This window comes from Pseudomonas sp. LBUM1679, assembly GCF_059695565.1.
This window is the reverse complement of record NZ_CP166774.1, coordinates 122,501-145,079: the sequence shown is the minus strand read 5'-3', so window position 1 is coordinate 145,079 and position 22,579 is coordinate 122,501. Positions and strand designations below refer to the sequence as shown.

General features: G+C 59.7%; 13 protein-coding genes, 3 rRNA genes and 1 pseudogene (1 of these 17 only partly in view). 13 read left to right on the top strand and 4 right to left on the bottom strand.

The window, feature by feature from the left end; all coding sequences use genetic code 11:
* Positions 1-61: 61 nt before the first annotated feature.
* The 7 genes and pseudogenes from bcsZ (at position 62) to ACA062_RS00640 (ending at position 9,706) form a co-directional block, all read left to right on the top strand.
* Positions 62-1,225: a cellulose synthase complex periplasmic endoglucanase BcsZ gene (gene bcsZ, locus ACA062_RS00670; RefSeq protein ID WP_497457338.1), complete on the top strand. Its 1,164-nt coding sequence runs from the start codon at positions 62-64 to the stop codon at positions 1,223-1,225.
* Positions 1,201-5,397, top strand: coding sequence for a cellulose synthase subunit BcsC-related outer membrane protein (locus ACA062_RS00665; RefSeq protein ID WP_497454791.1), 4,197 nt, complete (start codon positions 1,201-1,203; stop codon positions 5,395-5,397). The genes bcsZ and ACA062_RS00665 overlap by 25 nt, the downstream gene beginning before the upstream one ends.
* 15 nt (positions 5,398-5,412) lie before the next feature.
* The gene (locus tag ACA062_RS00660) at positions 5,413-6,075 is read left to right on the top strand and encodes an SGNH/GDSL hydrolase family protein (protein WP_497454790.1); all 663 of its coding nucleotides are present in this window, start codon (positions 5,413-5,415) and stop codon (positions 6,073-6,075) included.
* Positions 6,072-6,737 carry an alginate O-acetyltransferase AlgF gene (locus ACA062_RS00655; RefSeq protein WP_497454789.1) on the top strand — a complete coding sequence of 222 codons (666 nt, stop codon included), beginning with the start codon at positions 6,072-6,074 and terminating at the stop codon, positions 6,735-6,737. The genes ACA062_RS00660 and ACA062_RS00655 overlap by 4 nt, the downstream gene beginning before the upstream one ends.
* 18 nt (positions 6,738-6,755) lie before the next feature.
* On the top strand, positions 6,756-8,171 hold the full coding sequence (locus tag ACA062_RS00650) for an MBOAT family O-acyltransferase (RefSeq protein ID WP_497454788.1): 1,416 nt from the start codon (positions 6,756-6,758) through the stop codon (positions 8,169-8,171).
* The gene (locus ACA062_RS00645) at positions 8,171-9,322 is read left to right on the top strand and encodes an alginate O-acetyltransferase AlgX-related protein (RefSeq protein WP_497454787.1); all 1,152 of its coding nucleotides are present in this window, start codon (positions 8,171-8,173) and stop codon (positions 9,320-9,322) included. The genes ACA062_RS00650 and ACA062_RS00645 overlap by 1 nt, the downstream gene beginning before the upstream one ends.
* Positions 9,323-9,390: 68 nt before the next feature.
* Positions 9,391-9,706: pseudogene (locus ACA062_RS00640) on the top strand (tryptophan synthase subunit beta).
* 854 nt (positions 9,707-10,560) lie between these two features.
* On the opposite strand, the gene lapG reads toward ACA062_RS00640, so the two are convergent.
* Positions 10,561-11,253, bottom strand: coding sequence for a cysteine protease LapG (gene lapG / locus ACA062_RS00635; RefSeq protein ID WP_497454786.1), 693 nt, complete (start codon positions 11,251-11,253; stop codon positions 10,561-10,563).
* Between the two features lie 195 nt (positions 11,254-11,448).
* On the opposite strand from lapG, the gene ACA062_RS00630 reads away from it, so the two are divergent.
* The 6 genes from ACA062_RS00630 to ACA062_RS00605 all read left to right on the top strand — a co-directional run bounded on the left by ACA062_RS00630 (position 11,449) and on the right by ACA062_RS00605 (position 19,678).
* Positions 11,449-12,159 (top strand): GntR family transcriptional regulator, encoded by a 711-nt coding sequence (locus ACA062_RS00630; RefSeq protein WP_497454785.1) that lies wholly within the window; start codon positions 11,449-11,451, stop codon positions 12,157-12,159.
* 662 nt (positions 12,160-12,821) lie between these two features.
* Positions 12,822-13,598, top strand: a complete 777-nt coding sequence (locus ACA062_RS00625) for a DUF3050 domain-containing protein (protein ID WP_497454784.1) — start codon at positions 12,822-12,824, stop codon at positions 13,596-13,598.
* Positions 13,595-14,524 carry a diiron oxygenase gene (locus ACA062_RS00620; protein ID WP_497454783.1) on the top strand — a complete coding sequence of 310 codons (930 nt, stop codon included), beginning with the start codon at positions 13,595-13,597 and terminating at the stop codon, positions 14,522-14,524. Before ACA062_RS00625 ends, ACA062_RS00620 begins: the two co-directional genes overlap by 4 nt.
* Positions 14,525-14,537: 13 nt before the next feature.
* Complete coding sequence (locus ACA062_RS00615) at positions 14,538-17,954, top strand: amino acid adenylation domain-containing protein (RefSeq protein ID WP_497454782.1); 3,417 nt, start codon at positions 14,538-14,540, stop codon at positions 17,952-17,954.
* 28 nt (positions 17,955-17,982) lie between these two features.
* Positions 17,983-18,444 (top strand): SRPBCC family protein, encoded by a 462-nt coding sequence (locus ACA062_RS00610; protein ID WP_497454781.1) that lies wholly within the window; start codon positions 17,983-17,985, stop codon positions 18,442-18,444.
* A 226-nt stretch (positions 18,445-18,670) separates the two neighbouring features.
* Entirely contained in the window at positions 18,671-19,678 is a 1,008-nt protein-coding gene (locus ACA062_RS00605) for a FecR domain-containing protein (RefSeq protein WP_497454780.1), read from the top strand.
* A gap of 124 nt (positions 19,679-19,802) precedes the next feature.
* On the opposite strand, the gene rrf (ACA062_RS00600) is transcribed toward ACA062_RS00605, so the two are convergent.
* The 3 genes from rrf (ACA062_RS00600) to ACA062_RS00590 form a co-directional block, all read right to left on the bottom strand.
* Positions 19,803-19,918: ribosomal RNA gene (gene rrf / locus ACA062_RS00600) — 5S ribosomal RNA — on the bottom strand.
* Positions 19,919-20,025: 107 nt separating this feature from the next.
* Positions 20,026-20,141 (bottom strand): 5S ribosomal RNA (rrf, locus tag ACA062_RS00595).
* Between the two features lie 156 nt (positions 20,142-20,297).
* A 23S ribosomal RNA gene (locus ACA062_RS00590) occupies positions 20,298-22,579 on the bottom strand (it continues 610 nt past the right edge of the window).

Sequence of the window (22,579 nt, the reverse complement as noted above, 5' to 3'; positions counted from 1 at the left end):
TAAAGCCTTCACCGGCGTGCTGCGTGTGAGCACGGGCGGGTATCGGCGGACAGTGCTGGGCATGATCGGCGGCCTGGTGTTGCTGCCCGGCGCTGCTCACGCCCAGGCTTGCAGCGCTTCGAACTGGCCGCTTTGGCAGGACTTTGCACAGCGCTACATACAGGAAGACGGGCGGATGCTCGGCTCCAGCCTGAACCCACAGCAAAGCACATCAGAGGGGCAATCCTATGGAATGCTCTTCGCCCTGATCGGCAACGATCCGCAGACCTTCGACCGACTCTGGCGCTGGACCGCGGCCAACATGGCCTCCAGCGACATCGGCACGCATCTGCCGGGCTGGTTGTGGGGCCAGGGTAAAGACGGAAAGTGGGCGATTCAGGACGCGAACTCCGCAGCCGATGCCGACCTGTGGTTCGTCTACGCGCTGCTGGAAGCCGCTCGGATCTGGCAGCGCCCGGATTACCGCGAGGACGCCAAGCGCCTGCTGGCCACTATCGAGTCGCGCCTGCTGGTCGACTTGCCGGGCCTGGGCAAAATGGTGTTGCCAGGCCCGGAAGGCTTTGTGCAGCCAGACCACCTGTGGCGCTTGAATGCCAGTTACCTGCCCATTCCACTCTTGCGCCGACTGGCCAAGGAAACACCTGCCGGACCTTGGCAAGAGGTGGCTGAGAACACCGCCAGACTGCTGCGTGATTCCAGCCCCAATGGCTTTGTCGCCGACTGGGTCGGCTACCGCGGGACCTCGGCCACCTCGGGGCTGTTTGTCATCGATCCGTTCAAAGGCCAGCTCGGCAGCTATGACGCCATACGTGTCTATCTCTGGGCCGGCATGACGCCCAAGAGCGACCCGCTGGCGGCCTCGATCCTCGCTCGCCTGGACGGCATGGCCGCGGCTACCGCCTCAAGCGGGATGCCGCCGGAAAAGGTTCAAGTCATCAGCGCCAGCACCGAAGGCAATGGCCCGTACGGGTTTTCGGCGGCCTTGATCCCGTATTTTCTGGCCAAGGGGCAACCCTGGCTGGCCGAGCAGCAGCAGCGCATTGTCGAGCAGGCCTTGAAGAAGGTGCAGGAGCAGATGCGCACCGGCACTGTGCAACCGATGTATTACCACTACATGCTCAGCCTGTTCGGGCTGGGCTGGGCAGAACAACGTTATCAGTTCCTCAACGACGGAACACTGAAGCTATCCTGGGAGTCCGCATGTACCCGCGCCGCCACACACTAGCCGTCGCAATCCTGGCTGCGCTGGTCTGTACCTCCGCTCCGGCCGAGACCACCGATCCACAAGCACTGCTGATCGAGCAGGGCAACTATTGGCAGTCTCGCCAGAACCCGCAACGGGCCACGGAGATCTGGGAGAAGTTGCTGCGTCTTTCGCCCAATCAACCCGATGCGCTTTTTGGCCTCGGCATGGTTGCTGTCCAGCAGAAAAAGCCCGATCAGGCCCAGCCGTATCTGACCCGGCTCAAGGCGTTGAAGCCAGTTGCGCCGCAAGCCGAACGCCTGGAGCAGGAGATCGCCATGGCCTCGGCCGTGGGCCAGAAACAGCTTCAGGAAGCTCGCCGCCTGGTCGATGCCGGTGACCACGAAGGCGCCGCTGTGCAGTACCGCAAGGTGCTGGGTGGGCGCGAGCCGCAGGGCCTGTTCGCGCGTGAGTACTACAACAACCTGGCCTATACCGATGCCGGCTGGCCCGAGGCCCGTCGTGGTTTTGAGCGGCTGATCCGGGAAAAAACCAGCGACCCGTACGTACCGCTGTTTTTCGCCAAACAGTTGGTGCGCCGCGAAGACAGTCGTGCCGAAGGTGTTCGTGCCCTGGCCAAACTGTCGACCCGCGCCGATATCGGTGGTGATGCGGATGAAAGCTGGCGCCTGGCACTGACCTGGATCGACACGCCGACAGCCGCACAAAAGCCGTTGTTCGAAGAGTTCCTCAAAGTCCACCCGGACGATGAGGACATTCGGGCGCGGATGAATAAGGCCAATGTCACGGCGAAAGAAGCCCCCGCCTGGCAACAGGACCCCCATGTGGCCCGCGGCCTGAAGGCGCTCGATGCGGGTGACAAACGCACGGCTGAAAAAGAATTTCAGGCGCGCCTGCAACAGAAATCCAATGACGTCGACGCCCTCGGTGGCATGGGCGTGGTGTACCAGCAACTCAACCGTTTGGGCGAAGCCGAAAAGCACCTTGAGCAGGCCACCCGGCAACCGGGCGGCAATCGCTGGCAACCGGCATTGGAAAATGTGCGGTATTGGGTGTTGTTGGAACGCGCCCGTGAAACACAACGCCTGGGCCGCGTGAACCAGGCGCGTCAATTGTTCCAGCAAGCCATTCAAAAACAGCCCAACGAGCCGGCAGGGCTGGTAGCACTGGCAGGGCTTGAGGCTCAGGATGGCAAGCTGGATGTCGCCGAAACGACATATCGCCAGGTACTGGCGCGGTATCCTGCCAATGCCGACGCGCGCAGCGGTCTGCTTGGTGTGTTGACCCAGGCCGGCAAGGCTGACGAAGCGCTCAAGTGGCTGGACAAACTGTCCCCCACCGAGCAAGCCGGTTTTGGCGATGCCAACCGCTTGCGAGGCCTGCGTGCTACGCAACAGGCCAAGGCTGCCGAGCAGCGGGGAGATTGGGCCGGCGCCCAGCAGGCTTATCGCGAGGCCCTGCGCGCAGACCCGAACGACGCCTGGACACGATTCGCCCTGGCGCGCATCCACCTTCGCAACGGCGAGACGCAAACCGCTCGTAAACTCGTCGATGAGCTGCTGAAAACCCGGCCGGACCTTCCCGATGCGCTTTACACCAGCGCATTGTTGTCCGCCCAGATGCAGGAATGGGAAAAAGCCCAGGCGGCGCTCTCGCGCATTCCCGTCGCCGAACGCACCCCGGACATCAAGGAGCTGGCCGCCGACGTCGAGCTCAACGTGCAGATCCGCAAGGCACTTGAAGTGTCCAGGCGCGGGCAAAAACAAGAAGCGCTGGCGCTGCTTGAGCGCAGCGAACCGCTGACATCGTCCTTGAGCGGGCAAATGCGACCGGCCCGCCTGGCATCCCTGGCGATGGCCTATGTCGATGCCGGCGACCCGGCCCGTGGCCTGGTGTTGATGCGCAGCCTGCTGTCCCAGACGCCAAGACCGTCAGCGGAGCTGTTGCTGCAATACGCCGGCGTATTGCTCAAGAGCGGCGAAGATGCGGAAGTCAGCGGCATCCTGCATGACTTGCAGGGGCAACCGATGGGCACGCAGGCACGCGCCCAGTACGATGATCTGCTGTATGTCTATCGTGTTCGTCAGGCTGACCGCCTGCGCGAGCGCGGCGATCTGGTAGCCGCCTATGACACCCTGTCTCCAGCCTTGGCCCAGCGCCCGGGCGACAGTGTCGCCGTCTCCGCCCTGGCACGGATGTACACCGCCAGCGGCAATCGGAAAAAAGCCTTCGAGCTCTATCGCCCACTGGTCCAGCGAGACGCCAACAACGCCCAGCTGCTGATCAGTGCGGCCGATGCCGCGCTACAGGCGCAGGACCGCTCGTTCGCGGAAAAAGCCGTGGATCGTGCGGTGAAGCTCGCGCCCGGCGACCCCCAACTGCTGACCACGGCAGCACGGATCTATAACAGCATGGGCCGTTCGGGAGACGCCGCGACACTGCTGCGCAAAGCCGTCGCCGTAGAGCGGGACGCAATCGATCCACCCGCACCGGCGCAAGGTTATGCTGCAAATGCCGGGGCTAATCCTTTTGCCGGGATGCCCGGTCAACGTCGCCGTGCGACTACCCTGGCGGCGGGGGCAGTCGTTCCGTTGCCGGCCGAATCGATCCCCAGCGCAACTGACCCCGTGGCGCAAGTGGTGCCGGATGCCTACCCCGGTCAGTCGGGACAATCGCAAGGCTATGCGAGCTCGATGGACGGCATTCCCGCCCCGGTGGCCGAGAGCTACCAGGCACCGGCGCAGGCTTACGGGCAAGCGCCCGCAGGGTACGCCCAGCCTGCCCGTGCTCCCCAGGCAGCCCCGACCTATGCTCAACAACCTGCTGGTTATGTGCAGCAAGGTTATGTGCAGCAGACTGCCGGTTATACGCAGCAAGGCTATGCGCAGCAGCCTGCTGGTTATGTGCAGCAAGGTCATGTGCAGCAGACTGCCGGTTATGTACAGCAAGGCTATGGTCGACCGTCTTCAGGACAGGGCCCTTCGGACAACCCCTTCGCAGCACCAACAACGTCCAGCGACCCACGCAGCGACATGACGCCCGCGCAGCTGGCACTCAACGACATTCTGCAAGAGCGCAGCGCCTACGTGGCGCAGGGCGTGAGCGTGCGCAGCAACGACAGCGAAGATGGCCTGAGCAAGATGACGGCCGTCGAAACGCCCTTTGAAGCCACCTTCCCGGCCGGCAACAACCGTCTGGCCGTTCGTGTGACCCCGGTGACGGTGAACGCCGGCAGTGCCAATTCGAACTCGGCGCAACGCTTTGGCGGCGGGCCGACCGTCGCGGCAGAGGACTCTACCGGTTCACAGAAAGACACCGGCGTGGGTCTGTCCGTTGCGATCGAGAACCCCGAGCACGGGATCAAGGCCGATATCGGCACGACACCCATGGGCTTTCGTTACACAACCGCTGCGGGTGGCGTCCGTGTCGATCGCCCCTTCGAGGCTAACCCCAACTTCCGTTACGGGGTGAATGCTTCACGCCGTCCGGTCACCGACAGTGTGACGTCGTTTGCAGGCACCAGCGATGCACGTACCGGCCAGAGCTGGGGGGGTGTAACAGCCAATGGTGCACGCGGTCAGCTGAGCTATGACAACCAGCAAGTGGGCGTCTATGGTTTCGCTTCCTGGCACAAGCTTGAAGGCAACAACGTGGAATCCAACGCCCGTAGCGAGATCGGCAGCGGCGCCTACTGGTATCTGGGTAATGACGATCCTGACAGCACGTTGACCCTGGGTGTCAGCGCCACCGCGCTGTCCTATGAAAACAACCAAAGCTTCTATACCTATGGCCACGGCGGCTATTTCAGCCCGCAGAGCTTCTTTGCCATCGGTATGCCGGTCACCTGGAGCCAGCGCACGGCCAACTTTTCTTACCAGCTCAAAGGCTCGGTGGGCGTGCAGCACTTCGAACAGGACCGTGCCGACTATTTTCCGACCGACTCGGCCCTGCAAGCCTCGGCCGGAGATGCCCAGTACCCTGGCATGAACAAGACCGGCGTTGGCTACAACCTGGCCGCCTCGGGTGAATACCGCATGGGCAGCAACTTCTTCCTGGGCGGCAACATGGGCCTGGATAACGCTCGAGATTACCGACAATTTTCGGGGGCCATGTACCTTCGCTACATGTTCGAGGACATGACAGGCCCGATGACCTTGCCCGTCAGCCCCTATCAATCTCCTTATTCCAATTGATCGAAGGAACACTCAATGCCTGCCTCAGCCATTGCCGGCCTGACGCTTCTCGTTTTGGGCGAGAGCCACATGAGCCTCGTAGACACGCTGATGGAGCCGTTGAACGATAACCTGACACGCCAAGGTGCACTCGTTCACTCCATTGGCGCTTGCGGCGCGAATGCCGCCGATTGGCTGATTACCAAGAAAGCCGACTGTGGCGCTGAACATAAAATCAACGGCAAGCAAGTGATCAAAGGCCGCGAGGCCAGCACCACACCCATCACGACGCTGATTGCCGCGGAAAAACCGGACCTGGTGGTGATCATCATTGCCGACACCATGGCGTCCTACGATAAACCGGCCTTTCCCAAGGCCTGGGCCTGGCAAAACGTCACCAGCCTGACCAAGGAAATCGCCGCCACCGGTGCCAAGTGCGCCTGGGTCGGTCCAGCGTGGGGCAAGGCGGGCGGGCCTTATCAGAAGAATGATGCGCGCACGCAATTGATGTCGAATTTCCTCGCCACCAACGTAGCGCCGTGCACCTTTATCGACTCCCTGAGTTTTTCCAAACCCGGCGAGTGGGTCACGATCGATGGCCAGCATTTCACTATTGCCGGGTACAAATCCTGGGCGAATGCGATTGGCACCGCCCTGGGCAATCTGCCCAAAGAGGCGGTGAAAGGGGCCTATAAGTGAAGGGCTGGCGCCCAAGGGCGGGTGGCCTGGCTTGCGCTTTTCTGAGCACCACCGCCACGTGTGCGGATATCCCGCTGTACAGCACCGGGCCGAGCGAAGACTCGGCCTTTGTGCGTTTTGTAAATGCCCTGCCCGGGACTGCGCCACTGGCGGTTGACGCGGCCTCGACGCGCGTTGAACTGGGTGGGCTGTATTCCGTGTCCGGTTACCTTCCCGTCCAGCCGGGCAGATCGCTGGAGGGCACGATGAACGCTGAAGGGCAGAGCGTACCCCTGGCCCTTGGCTTTTCGCCCGGCGAGTTTGTGACGATCGTCGCCCTGCCCGATGCCAATGCGGGCCTTGCGCAGACAACTATTCGTGAAACGCCAGATGACTTCAATGGCCTCAAGGCTTCGCTGGCGTTTTTCAATACGGACGCCAGCTGCCGCGATGCAAGCCTGCGCCCTGCCGGGCGAAATGCCGATATTTTCAAAGCCGTCAGCCTGGGAAGCGTGCAACGCAGATCCATCAATCCGGTCAAGTTGTCCGTGCAACTGGTGTGTGCCAACAGCAATGCAGGCTCAACCCTGGATCTTGGCGAACTCAAGGCCGGGGAACGCTACAGCGTATTCTTGCTGCCTGGCGCAAAACTGCTGGCCATCACGGATTCTCTGACCCACTGACCGGATCGCGACGCAGACATGGTTTTCGCCTCGCTTGAATTCCTGACACTGTTCCTGCCGGCATTTCTGCTGGTCTATGCGCTGGCCAGCCCGGCCTGGCGCAACATCGTCCTGCTGCTGGGCAGCTGGTTCTTCTATGGCTGGTTGAGCCCGCTGTTTTTGGCGTTGCATGTGCTGCTGACGATGGTCGCCTGGGTCGGTGGCCTGGTCATCGACCGGACCCGCGAGCAATCGCTGCTGCGGGTACGGCTGCTGATTGCACTGATCGTGTTCAACACCGCCGTGCTCTGCTGGTACAAATACGCCAATATCCTGGCCTACACCTGGAGTGACCTGATCACCTGGTACGGCGCCATGCCGCTTGATTGGCAGCGGGTGGCGCTGCCGGCGGGGCTGTCGTTTATTGTGCTGCAGGCGATTTCCTACCTGGTCGATGTGCACCGCCACACCGTCCCGGTGGAGCGTAACTTCATCAATTACGCCACCTACATTTCCATGTTCGGCCACTCCATTGCCGGGCCGATCATCCGCTACGACTGGGTCCGGCGCGAGTTGGTGCAACGGTCGGCCAGCTGGCAGAACTTCTCGCTGGGCGCACGTCGGTTCATGATCGGCATGTCGATGAAGGTGCTGGTGGCCGACACCCTGTCGCCCATCGTCGACATCGCCTTCCACCTGGAGCACCCTTCGTTCGTCGATGCCTGGATCGGCTGCCTTGCGTATTCGCTGCAACTGTTCTTTGACTTCGCCGGCTACAGCGCCATGGCCATCGGCCTGGGCCTGATGCTGGGCTTTCACTTCCCCGAGAACTTCAACCGCCCCTATCTTGCGAGCAGCATCCAGGACTTCTGGCGGCGCTGGCATCTGTCGCTGTCCAGTTGGCTGCGTGACTATCTGTACATTGCGTTGGGCGGCAACCGTGGCGGCACCTGGAAAACCTACCGCAACCTGTTTCTGACCATGGCCATCGCCGGCCTCTGGCACGGTGGCGATAGCTGGAACTACCTGCTGTGGGGAGCGGCCCACGGCATGGCCCTGTGCATTGATCGCGCCTGGGTGAGGTCCAACCTGCCGAGCCTGCCCCCTGTGCTCTCGCACACCCTGACGCTGTTGTTCGTGTGCCTGGGATGGACGCTGTTCCGCGCCCCGGACTTCGCCTCGGCGCTGAACATGTACGCCGGCCAATTCGGCCTGCATGGCCTGGCTCTGGGCGATGCCTTGGGTGTGGCATTGCGTCCGGATCACAGCCTGGCGGCCTTGCTGGGGGTGCTGTGTGTTGTCGCTCCGTTGCTACAGCCTTATGTTGAAAGACGATTCGCAGGCACCGCGCTACTCACGGTGTCTGCGGCCCTTTGGCCCGTGGCAGGTTTCATGCTCTCGTTCGCGCTGATCGCGAGCCGTGAATCCGTGCCCTTCCTGTACTTTCAATTCTGATGACGACGACCGAGCCCTCGCCTTCCACCGCACCGGTGCCGCCCAGCGCTCTGGCGCTCCGTGCGAGCCCGGTCGCGGGCGTGGCATTGCTGATGTTCATGATCGGTGGCCTGGCGTCCAGCAGCTGGCTGGTCTGGCATCAACACGTCGAACTGCTACCACCCACGCTCACCACCGAGGCCATTCTGGAGGGAGACGTCACCCACCGGATCGCCAGGGAATTGTCCAAGGCGCCCCTGCCAGTGGGCGCTGCCAATCTGGAACGCGGCGCCAGCTGGTTGTTGCTTGAAGACTCAGGCCCTCGGGTTCGACAAGGCTGCCCCGGCTGGCTGTTCCTGATCGACGAACTGAAACTCAATCGCCACGCCGAGCGAAATGCCAACGCCAAGGCGGACGCGGTGATCAGCCTGAACAAGCAGTTGGCCACCCGAGGCATTACCTTGCTGGTGAGCGTAGTGCCGGACAAAAGCCGCATCGCCACCTCCGCGCTGTGCGATCTGCATCGCCCGCAGGTGTTGCAACAACGCATACAACAATGGACCGCCGCCTTGCAGGCTGCTGGCGTCGCAGCGCTCGACTTGACGAGCACCTTGCAGCCATTGGGCGAGCAGGCGTTTCTGCGCACCGACACCCACTGGAGCGAACCAGGCGCAAGAGCCGCCGCCCAGGCAGTGGCAGCGCAGGTTCGGTACATGGGGTTGCAAGCGTCGCCTCGAAAGCGCTTTTCGGTGAACTCACCTGAGGCTCGGCCGCGAGCGGGTGATCTGATTCGTCTGGCCGGGCTCGATTGGCTGCCGCAGACACTGCAACCACCAGGCGAGCAGACGGTGCAATCGGTGATCAGTGAAGCGCTGGCCGCGCCCACCGAGGAGGCTGATTCGCTGGACGATCTATTCGGCGATGCCAACCTGCCCAACACCGCACTGATCGGCACATCGTTTTCGCGCAACTCCAACTTTGCCGGGTTCCTGGAAGAGGCGCTGGGTGCGTCCATCGGCAATTTCGGCAAGGACGGCGGCGAGTTCTCGGGAGCTGCCAAAGACTATTTCGCCCGCCCCGCCTATCTGCAGACACCACCCAAGGTGCTGATATGGGAAATTCCGGAGCGTGATTTGCAGACGCCGTACGCCGGCGACCTGCCCGTGCGATAGAGTGCACGGCCGGCGATTGGCCTATGCTGGTCTTGGCAGTCATGGAATCAACGCTCGAGGGAAGTGCCATGTTCTATGTGCAACGAGATGCCCAGGGTCAATTGGTCCGCGTGGAAGCTGTGCCCTATGCCGAGGCAACTGAAAGCCTGACCGCCGATCACCCGGAAATTCAGGCGTGGCATGGCCGCCAGCAGCTCCAGCAAAGCGACTTGGACATGATCCGGGTACTCGACGACTTGATCCAGGTATTGACCAGCAAAGGGGTGATTCGCGTGACCGACCTTCCGGCCGCCGCGCAAGCCAAGCTCATGGACCGGTCCCAGGCCCGTGAGGCGCTGGGTGGGTTGTCGTTTGGTCGATGAGGATGAGGCGGGGTTGATCTGACCTGCCGACCTGCTTCGTTGCCTGCACTGACGCCTTCGCGAGCAGGCTCGCTCCCACATTGAATTGGTGCGGTACAACATCCAGTGATCACCCCGATCAAATGTGGGAGCGAGCCCGCTCGCGAAAGCGATTTTTAATTCACCGCGAGGTTTGCCCTGCTAAATCTTGGCCTGAGACTACCTCATCTCCGGCGATTCAAGGTGATCCAGCGCCCGTTCCACCAACAAATGAACCCCATCGGCCATTTTCCCTAAACAGTAAGTTGGGGCCGTCACCGTTCGCTTGCACGCGAATAGGGTGGCGGCCGTGCGCAGGTGTGCAAGACCGGGACTGTTTAGGACACCCAGCAGATCCAAGGATCTCCTGCGCGCAGCCGCCATAAAGCAACGAGCATCGAAATGCTCGAAAAAATGGCAGAGCGCATACCTAAACAGTTTGGTCGGACTTGCACATCCGTGTCACCGTTTTTTCAGTGACAATCCCAGACTAACCACGGGCCTGAAGCCGGACAAGTTCACCAATACCGCTACAACTTGAAGGAAATCTCCGACGCCGCTGTCCCCCTCTCCGATCCTACGCCAGCTTTGGTATTGCCTGCGCTGACGTCTTCGCGAGCAAGCTCGCTCCCACAAGGGATCTCCAGTGAATGAAGTTCTGTGCTCGATCGAGAATCAATGTGGGAGCGAGCTTGCTCGCGAAGGCGGACTCACTGACGACGCAAAGTCGAAAGCCTTACTCCCAAGGCTTGGGCTCCCCGAACAACCGCCACTGAAAGTTGCCGGTGAAGGCGACCACGAGGAACAGACAGATAGCGATCAACAGTTGTTTGAACAGAGACATCTGAGGGCGCGTTCCTAGTGGGTCGTCTCGACAGGAAAACCTTCTGCCTGCATCTTCTTCAGCACCTCCTGCCAACGGGACAGATGTTTGGTGTCACCCACCTGTTTGCTGCCCTTGGCACCCGGTAGCCACACGCCTTCGGCATTGAAAGCGTAGACCGGCAGCAGGTCGGTTCGTTGGCTGGCGGGCCTGATCCCATCAATCAGGCTGTCGAGCACCAGCGGCACAGCCTCGGGACTCGAGTAATAGGTCAACACCATATGGGCGCGGTTCAGGCTCACGGCCTTGACGTAGGTGATGCGTAACTTGTCACTGGAAACACCGAGATGGCGCAGGCTGAAATATTTGGCGATAGCGAAGTCCTCGCAATCGCCGGCGCCTTTCCACAAGGCTTCGATCGGGGTTTGCCAATAATCGACCAGACGCCACAGGTCGATGTCCTCTTCGTAATGCAGCTGTCGGTTGAAGAACTGGTTGACCACGTTGAGCTGTTCCGGCTCGCTGATCTGCTTCTGCGTGGCCAATAACTGCTGCCAGGCATCGATGCGTTGCTGACCTTCGCCCAGCGGTCCGTATAATGCCTGCGCCCGACGACTGATCAGGGAAAAGTTCCAGTCAGCGTGCAGACCGCCCGGCATGACGCCAGCCAGCAGCAACGCGCCGCATAGCCAGCGCAACGTCCGTGGAATCGCGAAACATGCTGCCAAGGCGAGGCTTCCAGGTTGGGCAGATAGAGTCGATTGATGGTGAAGGCTGGCCCGGCAAAAGACAATGGCACGGTGAGATCACTGGTGACGCGCTAAACTGTTGATACAGTCTTCTACATGGTTTGACATCTTGTACAACACTAACTAGTGTCCATTGGATCCAAAATTTATCTCAGTCAATCAGGGTGCGTTGTAGTGACACAGAAGCCCAACCCTCTCAGCAGCATCAAGGTCAACGGGCCGATTCCTGCTCATCTGGCCCGCTCGGTGATCGAAGAAACCCTGCGTGCTGCCATACTCGACGGTCGCATCCCGTGCGGCGCCGCCCTTCGCCAGCAGGACCTGGCTGACCTGTTCGGCGTCAGCCGCATGCCGGTTCGCGAAGCCTTGCGCCAGCTCGAAGCCCAATCGCTGCTCAACGTGACCGCGCATAAAGGTGCGGTGGTCGCACCGCTGGTTCAGGGCGATGCCGTTGAAACCTACGCGCTGCGGATCCTGTTGGAATCCGAAGCCCTGCGCTTGTCGATCCCGTTGCTGACCCACGAGGATTTTCAGCAGGCCGCCCGCTACATCGATGAACTGGAAACGCAACACGACTACACCGAAATCGGCCGGCTCAACCGTCTGTTCCACATGTCGCTGTACAGCAAGGCGCCGAACCGGCGGCTATTGAAGCTGGTGGAAGACGGCCTGAATGAGGAAGAACGCTTCCTGCGCTTCAACCTGGAAGCCATGGGCCTGGGCAAACTGTCCCAGGAAGATCACCGGGCGATGTTACGGGCCGTGGAAGACCGCGACATCGAACGCTCGGTGAAGATGCTCGAACAACACCTTAATCGCGCGGTCGAGGTCATCACCCGTTACCTCGACAGCCCTGAAGCAAAAAACAGGAAAACCTTGAAGTAACGCCTGCGGCAGGCCTGGGCAAGCACATCGAACTGCTCGTCCTCGTTTGCCGCGAATGCACCCGCCTCCACAAAGCCCCCTTTCTTCGATCCGCACCCCCTCCCGCCCGATAATTGCACCGACAACCTTCACGCGTCGATGATGGCGGCTGCCTCGAATTACGCTCACTCTTGGGCTGACGACGAATAATGAACAGGTGACGCACCGCACGAAGCGGAGCCGTCCTCGCACCCAGGACCAACGGAAGGAGTCTTGTCACGGGAAAGGAAGAATCGGCGGCATTCCCAGCCCACTTCCACCCCCTCGGATTACTTCGACGCAATTAATTAAAAAGTTACTTCGAGTGAGGCATTCACTCTTTATTCGATTCTGACTTATATAAGCCGGAAGGAGTAACTGCATCCAAATAAAACCTTGCTCAAAAGTTTTATTGGAACTTGTCATATCTGAAAAAGCCGAACTTTAAAATAGTTTAGAAACATCTTGCCCAGCACTTTATTTATGTATTAGTTTTTCTCCGCCGCCATTGAATATTGACTGGCCGGCCGTAACCAGACGCATGACAGACACCCATCCGGTATCAATTAGTTTGAGGCGTTCGCTCGCCATTAAGAACTTCAGGTGTCCGTTACTTATTGATCACACTACTGACAGGCTCACCCATGACATCCACTAAAGACCGTCTTAATCTAAAGAAAGCAGAACTTGGCGCGCACCCGATCTTTGCTGAAATACAGTCGCTCCCGGTACTTCAACGTTTCATGGAATCCCATGTATTTGCGGTGTGGGATTTCATGTCGCTGACCAAGCGCCTGCAACAGGAGCTGACCTGCGTCCAACTGCCCTGGCTACCGCCACGAGATCCGCAGGCCGCGCGGCTGATCAACGAGATCGTGTTGGGCGAGGAGTCCGATGACCGTCCGGCACGGGGTCATTACAGCCACTTCGAGTTGTACCTGGATGCCATGCGCGAAGTCGGTGCAAGTACGGCCGCGGTGGAACGCTTCGTGGCGCTGCAACGCGAAGGTGTCAGCTATGACGTGGCGTTGCGAAGTGTCGAGGTCGATCCGGCGGCCGCGCAGTTCGTGCGTCACACCTTGCACACCGCGCTGCACGCGCCGGGCCATTGTGTCGCGGCGGCCTTTCTGCACGGTCGCGAAAGCGTCATCCCGCAGATGTTCCAGCGCATTCTCGACGACTGGGGCATCGGCATCGAGCAAGCACCGACCTTTCGTTATTACCTGCAGCGGCACATCGAAGTCGATTCCGAGGACCACGGCCCGGCGGCAGAAACACTGCTCGCGCGGTGGGTCAATGGCGATCCGCAGCGTGAAGAAGACGTTTATGCCAGCGCCATCGCTGCCGTGGAAAGCCGCATCGCCTTGTGGGATGGCCTGCGCCTGAGCATTAGCGAAGCAGTGGCCGAGGTGAACGCATGAACGTCGCCGACTACCAATCCTTCGCCGACGCCTGGGAGAGCCGCGCCACCATCCGCACCCGCCCACGCCGCGTGCTGGAGAACGACGACAAGCTGATCTATCCCTTGAGCCGTCAGCCGCTGGTGCTGAACGAAACCTTCCTGCGCGAGTGCCCCGGGCAGCGCGATTTCGCCTTGGTACAGACGCTCTACAAGTTCATCAACGACGTGGTGATCTTCGAAACCGAGATCGTCGACAAGACCGCCCGCAGCATCGCGAAAAACCGTTTCCCATTGGCCTTCCCGTTCGCCTGCCGCTACGACGCCATGACGGTGGTGGTGGACGAGGATTACCACGCGCTGGTAGCCATGGACTTCATGCAGCAGACCATCGCCATGACCGGTATCACGCCGATCGGGCTACCGGATGAAATCGAATTGAGTCGGGCCATTCCAGCGGCCGTCGCACTCGCACCGCACCACCTGCGCAGCGCCGTGGAACTGATCTGTGTGGCCATCGCCGAGAACACCGTCACTGGAGATGTCGCGGCGTTCGCCAAGGACGACACGGTCAAGCAGTCGATCAAGGGTTTGATGGCCGACCATTTGCTCGACGAGGGCCGCCACTCCGGCTTCTGGACGCGGCTGGTACGCATCTACTGGCACACCGCCAGCGAAGACGACCGTCAATGCATTGCGCACATCCTGCCGGTGTTCATCGGCCAGTACCTGACCAACGACATCCAGCAGTCCTTTGACTTGCGCCTGATCGAGTCGTTGCCGATCAGCGATGGCGCACGCCGCGCACTCAAGGGCGAAGTCTCGGGGCTGGCCTTCCCGATCAATCGCCATCACCCGCTGGTCGCCAACATCGTACGGTTTTTTCGCAGCAGTTCGCTGCTTGATTCGCCGTGCGTGCAAGACGCCCTGGGCGACTACCTGGCTTAACGAGGAGCACATCATGAGACGTCTCGACATTCTGCTCATTGGAGGCAGCCAGGCCTTGATCGACCTGGCGCTGGAACTCGAACAACAGGGGCATGCGCCGAGGCGGCTGACGTCCCTCGACGAGCAGCCCACGGGGCCCGTCGATGTGTTGATCGACGACGCCAGCCTGCCCGTTGATTCCTTTGGCGACGTACCGCGACTGACGCTGCAACTGGGCGTCGGTACGCCGGGAGCCTCAGGCCTGCCGCCGCTGGACCTGCTGTGCCTGTACGGCTCGACACGGCTGACTCGCGTACCGATTGCCGATGAGCCTTCGGGTAACGGTCAGGCGTTGCGTGTGCGAGCAGTGGCAGAACTGGTGGACCACGTGGCGCTGTTGATCAGCCGCTATTCCCGGGATGCCGATTATTTTCGGCTCGCCCCGCCTGGCACCTGCACCTCGTTCGAGCGAGTGGAAAATCTGCAGTTTCTGGAGAGCCTGGCCTTTGTCCATCGGCTCAACACCACAGCAGAACCCTGGCTGCTGCAACGGGCGCAAACGCCGATGATCGAGCGCCTCGAGCAGCGCTTCATTCAGTGCGCCGAACGTCCGGCGCTGAACGTCGCCGGCACGTCACTGAGTTATCGCGAACTGCATGCCCTGAGCCGCGCCATTGCGCAGCGTTTGCAACCCTTGCTCGATCAGCACCCGGCACCCGCGGTGGTCGGGATCTGCCTGGCGAAATGCAGCGCACTGTATGCGGGGATTCTGGCGATTCTTGGCAGCGGCGCGGTGTATCTGCCACTGGAGCCCAGCCATCCGCTGCAACGCCAGCAGTACATCCTGTCGAATGCCGGGGCGGTGTTGCTGCTGCACGACGGGCAACACCCGCTCGCGGCCGAAATGCACGGTCTGGATATCAGCCGGCTCGACATCTGCGATGCAGATGTCGATCAAGCCTTGATACGCCAGCGACCCGATCTCGATGCGCCCTGCATGGCGCTCTACACCTCGGGCACCACCGGCCATCCCAAAGGCGTATTGCTCAGCCAGGCCAACCTCGCCCACTTCACCGCGTGGTACGCCGACTACGTGCAACTGACCGAACAGAGCCGGGTGTTGCAGTTTTCATCGCTGGGTTTCGACTCGTCGCTGATCGATATTTTCCCGACCCTGCTGCAGGGTGCCGAGCTGATCGTGCCCAGCGACGATCAGCGTCGCGACCCGTTGCAACTGGTGGAACTGATCCGCCACCAACGACTGAGCCACGCCTTTTTGCCGCCGGCGCTGTTGAGCATCCTGCCGCTGGATCAATTGCAGTGCCTGGATCATGTCATGACTGGCGGCGATGTCTGCGAGCCCTGGGTCATCGAGCAACTGACTCGCCAGGGCAAGCTCTACAACCTCTATGGCCCGACCGAAGCCACGGTGCTGATCACCGCGCGACAACTGCGCAGCGGCGACAGCAATCGCACCCTCGGTGCGCCGATTGCGAACAGCCAGGTGCTGATTCTCGATGAGGCGTTGCAACCGGTGACTGAACAGACCCCGGGCGAGCTGTACATCGTCGGCCCGGGGGTGTGCATGGGTTATTTGAATAACCCGCAGCAGACCGCCGAACGCTATCTGAATGTGCGCCTGGCCAATGGTGAGCGCCTGCGCGCCTACCGCACCGGCGACATGGCCAAGTGGACCGGCGAAGGCATCGAGCTGTGCGGACGCCAGGACAACCAGGTGAAGATCCGCGGTTTTCGGGTCGAGCCGGAAGAGATCGAACGCTGCCTGCGCGACAGTCGGCTGTACCGGCAGGTGGCAGTGGTCATCGACAGCCAGCGGCGCATCCTGGCCTTCCTCGCGCAGCCTCAGGAAGACCAGCCCGGCACTGCTCGTGAAGCGCTCAAAGCACACGCCATTGGGTGCCTGCCGGATTACATGCAGCCCACGGCCTGGACCGAACTGGCTAGCATGCCGTTCGCCAGCAACGGCAAGGTCGACCGCAAGGCGCTGCTGGAACTGCCCGTCAGCATTATTGAGAACCACCCGCGGCGGTTGCCCGTCAGTGCCGATGAAGCCTTGTTACTGGCGATCTGGGCCGAGTTGCTGGAGCTGCCGGCCAGTGATATTTGCACCGACGAAAGCTTCTTCAACCTGGGCGGCCACTCGATCCTGTTGTCGCGCATGCTCCTGCGATTGCGTGAGGAATTCGGTCGCAGCATCTCGATCAACCGCTTCATCGAACTGCCGACCATCAGCAAACTGGCGACACTGGTTCGTGGCTGCGGCACGGAAGCAGTGTTGAGCGAACGGGCCATGGCCGACGCCCTCCGCGAGCTGGATGTGCAGCCCTTGCCGGTGAGCTCCATGGGCGATGTACACAAGGTAATCGTCACCGGCGCCAACAGTTTTGTCGGTGTGCACATCGTCGAGGCACTGCTCGCCTGGGGCGCCAGCGAAGTCGCCTGTCTGGTGCGCGAGGGAGGCGGTCAATCGGCGACCGAACGTTTCACTCACGCATTGCGAGAGAACCGTCTGGAGCATCTGGACCTGAGCCGGGTGCAGATTTATGCGGCGGACATTACCCGTCCCGAACTGGGGCTCGCCAAGGCTGTCTACGAGCGACTGGACCGGGAGTTCGGTGCACTGGTGCATAACGCCGCCAACGTCAATCACGTCCTCGATTACGAGTCATTGGCCCGGGACAACGTCGAGCCGATTTTCGAGTGCCTGCGATTGTGCGAAGGGCGCAGCAAAAAGATCTTCAACTTCGTCTCCACGCTTTCGGCTTCCAGCACCCTTTCCGCCGATGGCCGGGTGCTTGAGGTGCCCGCTGCACAGACCCCGCCGATCTACATCAGGAACGGTTACAACCTGTCGAAATGGGTCGCTGAACGCATCCTCGAGCGGGCTCGCGAGCGTGGGGTCCGGGTCAATCTGTATCGCCCCGGCAACATCAGTTTCAACAGCCTCACCGGGGTCTGCCAACCGCACAAGAATCGTTTGATGCTGATGCTCAAGGGCTCGATCCAGCTCGGTCAGGTACCGGAATTCGCCCTGAATTTCGACCTGATGCCGGTGGATTTTCTCGCCCGCTTCATCGCCTTTCACGCCAGTCGTTATCAGATCGACACAGCGGTGTTCAACCTGCACAACCCCGAGCCTTTGAGCTGGGACGCCTACGTCGCGTCATTTCGCGAGGCCGGCCAGGCGTTTTCGATGGTCAGCGTCGCCGACTGGCAGCGGCAACTGGGCCGGGTCGACAGCGACAACGCGCTGTTCGGTGTACTCGGTTTCTACCTCAACGGCTTCGAAGAGGACATCGGCGATATCTCCATGATTGGCCATGCCAACGCCCAGGCCGGCGTACGCCAGATGGGCGCGCACTACCCGGAAAAATCCCCGGCGCTGCTGCGTCGTGGCTGCGACTACCTCAAACAAATCAATTTCATCTGATCATCCCAACCAAGAACGGAGCAATACCATGAGCACTCTGCAACCCGATACCCTGATCAAAAACCCTCAAGGCTGCCAGATCCTGTCTTCGGTAGAAGTACCGGCCGATGCCGCGCAAGTCTGGGCCGTGGTCGGCAATTTTGCAGGCTTTGATCGCTTCATTCCGGCGCTGTCGCACATCGAGATGACCGGCGAAGGCGTGTCGTCCCTGCGCAAGAAATTCTTCAGGGACGGCAATCTGGTGGTCGAACAACTCAATTCCCGGGATGAGCAGGCGCTTAACATGACCTGGACCACGATTTACAACACGTTGGGCGTGGCCCACTTGTGGGCGGCGATGAGTGTTGAAGCGTTGGGTGCGGACAAGGCCCGGGCGACCTGGACCATCATTGCCGAACCGGTGCAGGGCGGGACCTCGGCGGGGTTCGAGGCGTTCGTGCAGGGGTTTGCCGATGATGCGATGAACAATGTGTTGAAGCTTTTTGTATAGGGCTATTAGTTAGCGGTGAATGCTCCACCGCTTTCGCGAGCAAGCTCGCTCCCACACTGGATCTGCGTCGTACACAAATGCTGTGTTCGCCGTAGATCTAATGGGCGCGCGAGCCTCGCGAAGAACGATAACGCGGTCCCACTGACGTTCCGCCCAGCAGCAGTTGCAAATTCCCCAGCCCTTGATAACACTGCGACTAATTATCATTTGTGACGTTCGGGCTCCGATGGATAGTTCAGTGTTGAATCCCCGCGGCGAGCCGCATCAGCAGATAGTCCAGCAAGCGATCAATTGGTTGCTGCGGCTGCGCAACAACGCAGCCAATCCCAGGCTGCGCCAGCAATGCGATAGCTGGCGGGCAGAACACCCTGAGCACGAACGGGCCTGGCAACGAGTGCAATCCCTGCATGCCGAACTGAGCGGCAACCCGCGAGCGGTACCTGGCGCGCAGGTTGCCATCAATACGTTGGAAAACAGCACTCAGGGACGGGGAAGACGGCAGGCGCTGAAGCTGCTGTCGGGTGTGTTGCTGATAGGCTCTGCTGCATGGCTGGGCAAAGATGCAGTGGGCTGGCAACAATGGACCGCTGACTTCGCCACCGCCACCGGCGAGCGACGTGGCTTCCAGTTACCCGATGGCACGCGCCTGGAGCTCAACACTGCCAGTGCGGTGGATCTGGATTACACCGCGCAGCAGCGGCAGATCAAACTGACTCGCGGGGAAATTATCGTGACCTGTGGCGGAATCGACGAAGGCTCTTCATTTGATCGACCGTTACGGGTGCACAGTCACCACGGCGTGTATGAAGGGGTGGGTGCACGTTACATCCTGCGCCAGGAAGCCGACTGCACTCGACTCAGTGTCACCAGTGGCATCGTCGCGATTCATACGCCGCTGGCTGCCGACAGTGTGCCGATCCAGGTGGCCGCCGGGCAAAGCTATTTGATCAATCATCACCTGGCGAAACCGGTACTGCCGCTGAACATGGATGCAGGCGCCTGGGTCGACGGCCTGATTGTGACCCGCAATATGCGCCTGGAGGATTTTCTCAATGAAGTCGCGCGCTACCGGCACGGTTATCTGGAGTGCTCGGCAGACATCGCCGACTTGCGCCTGTCCGGGGTTTTCCATCTTGAAGACACCGACAAGCTGCTGGCCATCCTGCCGCAAACCCTGCCCGTGCAACTGCGCTATCGCACTCGCTGGTGGGTGACACTGGAGCGAAAGGCCTGAACTAATTTCCTGGCGGGGAGGGGAATCCATCTCTGGTGGAGCAGCGGGTGACTCGCGCCTACACAAACAGCGGACAAAAACAAAACCCCTGTCTGCGTTAGCAGACAGGGGTTCTGGAATTCAATCTTGACGATGACCTACTCTCACATGGGGAAACCCCACACTACCATCGGCGATGCATCGTTTCACTGCTGAGTTCGGGATGGGATCAGGTGGTTCCAATGCTCTATGGTCGTCAAGAAATTCTGTGACCAGCCCGTTACGCTGTAACGTGCCAGCAAAAAATAGTGACTTCTACTAAAACAAAACCCCTACCTGCATGCGCAGATAGGGGTTTCGGAATTTAATCTTGACGATGACCTACTCTCACATGGGGAAACCCCACACTACCATCGGCGATGCATCGTTTCACTGCTGAGTTCGGGATGGGATCAGGTGGTTCCAATGCTCTATGGTCGTCAAGAAATTCGGGTACCGAGTCGCGGCCTGATGGCCTCGCTTCAGCAAAGTGGGTATGTGATAGTTTTCGGTGTTTTGTGAGATCGAACTTTCGGTTCGTTTCGTCTTCACACACCGCAATCTGGTGCCTTTTCAGGTCAGCAAATTGCTTGGGTGTTATATGGTCAAGCCTCACGGGCAATTAGTATTGGTTAGCTCAACGCCTCACAGCGCTTACACACCCAACCTATCAACGTCGTAGTCTTCGACGGCCCTTCAGGGGACTCAAGGTCCCAGTGAGATCTCATCTTGAGGCTAGTTTCCCGCTTAGATGCTTTCAGCGGTTATCTATTCCGAACATAGCTACCCGGCAATGCCACTGGCGTGACAACCGGAACACCAGAGGTTCGTCCACTCCGGTCCTCTCGTACTAGGAGCAGCCCCTCTCAAATCTCAAACGTCCACGGCAGATAGGGACCGAACTGTCTCACGACGTTCTAAACCCAGCTCGCGTACCACTTTAAATGGCGAACAGCCATACCCTTGGGACCGGCTTCAGCCCCAGGATGTGATGAGCCGACATCGAGGTGCCAAACACCGCCGTCGATATGAACTCTTGGGCGGTATCAGCCTGTTATCCCCGGAGTACCTTTTATCCGTTGAGCGATGGCCCTTCCATACAGAACCACCGGATCACTAAGACCTACTTTCGTACCTGCTCGACGTGTCTGTCTCGCAGTCAAGCGCGCTTTTGCCTTTATACTCTACGACCGATTTCCGACCGGTCTGAGCGCACCTTCGTACTCCTCCGTTACTCTTTAGGAGGAGACCGCCCCAGTCAAACTACCCACCATACACTGTCCTCGATCCGGATAACGGACCTGAGTTAGAACCTCAAAGTTGCCAGGGTGGTATTTCAAGGTTGGCTCCACGCGAACTGGCGTCCACGCTTCAAAGCCTCCCACCTATCCTACACAAGCAAATTCAAAGTCCAGTGCAAAGCTATAGTAAAGGTTCACGGGGTCTTTCCGTCTAGCCGCGGATACACTGCATCTTCACAGCGATTTCAATTTCACTGAGTCTCGGGTGGAGACAGCGCCGCCATCGTTACGCCATTCGTGCAGGTCGGAACTTACCCGACAAGGAATTTCGCTACCTTAGGACCGTTATAGTTACGGCCGCCGTTTACCGGGGCTTCGATCAAGAGCTTCGCGTTAGCTAACCCCATCAATTAACCTTCCGGCACCGGGCAGGCGTCACACCCTATACGTCCACTTTCGTGTTTGCAGAGTGCTGTGTTTTTAATAAACAGTCGCAGCGGCCTGGTATCTTCGACCGGCATGGGCTTACGCAGTAAATGCTTCACCCTCACCGGCGCACCTTCTCCCGAAGTTACGGTGCCATTTTGCCTAGTTCCTTCACCCGAGTTCTCTCAAGCGCCTTGGTATTCTCTACCCAACCACCTGTGTCGGTTTGGGGTACGGTTCCTGGTTACCTGAAGCTTAGAAGCTTTTCTTGGAAGCATGGCATCAACCACTTCGTGTTCTAAAAGAACACTCGTCATCAGCTCTCGGCCTTAGAATCCCGGATTTACCTAAGATTCCAGCCTACCACCTTAAACTTGGACAACCAACGCCAAGCTGGCCTAGCCTTCTCCGTCCCTCCATCGCAATAACCAGAAGTACAGGAATATTAACCTGTTTTCCATCGACTACGCTTTTCAGCCTCGCCTTAGGGACCGACTAACCCTGCGTCGATTAACGTTGCGCAGGAAACCTTGGTCTTTCGGCGTGGGTGTTTTTCACACCCATTGTCGTTACTCATGTCAGCATTCGCACTTCTGATACCTCCAGCAAGCTTCTCAACTCACCTTCACAGGCTTACAGAACGCTCCTCTACCGCATCACCTAAGTGATACCCGTAGCTTCGGTGTATGGTTTGAGCCCCGTTACATCTTCCGCGCAGGCCGACTCGACTAGTGAGCTATTACGCTTTCTTTAAAGGGTGGCTGCTTCTAAGCCAACCTCCTAGCTGTCTAAGCCTTCCCACATCGTTTCCCACTTAACCATAACTTTGGGACCTTAGCTGACGGTCTGGGTTGTTTCCCTTTTCACGACGGACGTTAGCACCCGCCGTGTGTCTCCCATGCTCGGCACTTGTAGGTATTCGGAGTTTGCATCGGTTTGGTAAGTCGGGATGACCCCCTAGCCGAAACAGTGCTCTACCCCCTACAGTGATACATGAGGCGCTACCTAAATAGCTTTCGAGGAGAACCAGCTATCTCCGAGCTTGATTAGCCTTTCACTCCGATCCACAGGTCATCCGCTAACTTTTCAACGGTAGTCGGTTCGGTCCTCCAGTTAGTGTTACCCAACCTTCAACCTGCCCATGGATAGATCGCCCGGTTTCGGGTCTATTCCCAGCGACTAGACGCCCTATTAAGACTCGCTTTCGCTACGCCTC

Bases quoted from the DNA above. Each gene is read 5' to 3' on its own strand.
- bcsZ (WP_497457338.1), top strand. From the start codon at position 62: ATGATCGGCGGCCTGGTGTTGCTGCCCGGCGCTGCTCACGCCCAGGCT.
- ACA062_RS00665 (WP_497454791.1), top strand. From the start codon at position 1,201: ATGTACCCGCGCCGCCACACACTAGCCGTCGCAATCCTGGCTGCGCTG.
- ACA062_RS00660 (WP_497454790.1), top strand. From the start codon at position 5,413: ATGCCTGCCTCAGCCATTGCCGGCCTGACGCTTCTCGTTTTGGGCGAG.
- ACA062_RS00650 (WP_497454788.1), top strand. From the start codon at position 6,756: ATGGTTTTCGCCTCGCTTGAATTCCTGACACTGTTCCTGCCGGCATTT.
- ACA062_RS00645 (WP_497454787.1), top strand. From the start codon at position 8,171: ATGACGACGACCGAGCCCTCGCCTTCCACCGCACCGGTGCCGCCCAGC.
- ACA062_RS00625 (WP_497454784.1), top strand. From the start codon at position 12,822: ATGACATCCACTAAAGACCGTCTTAATCTAAAGAAAGCAGAACTTGGC.
- ACA062_RS00620 (WP_497454783.1), top strand. From the start codon at position 13,595: ATGAACGTCGCCGACTACCAATCCTTCGCCGACGCCTGGGAGAGCCGC.
- ACA062_RS00615 (WP_497454782.1), top strand. From the start codon at position 14,538: ATGAGACGTCTCGACATTCTGCTCATTGGAGGCAGCCAGGCCTTGATC.
- ACA062_RS00610 (WP_497454781.1), top strand. From the start codon at position 17,983: ATGAGCACTCTGCAACCCGATACCCTGATCAAAAACCCTCAAGGCTGC.
- ACA062_RS00605 (WP_497454780.1), top strand. From the start codon at position 18,671: ATGGATAGTTCAGTGTTGAATCCCCGCGGCGAGCCGCATCAGCAGATA.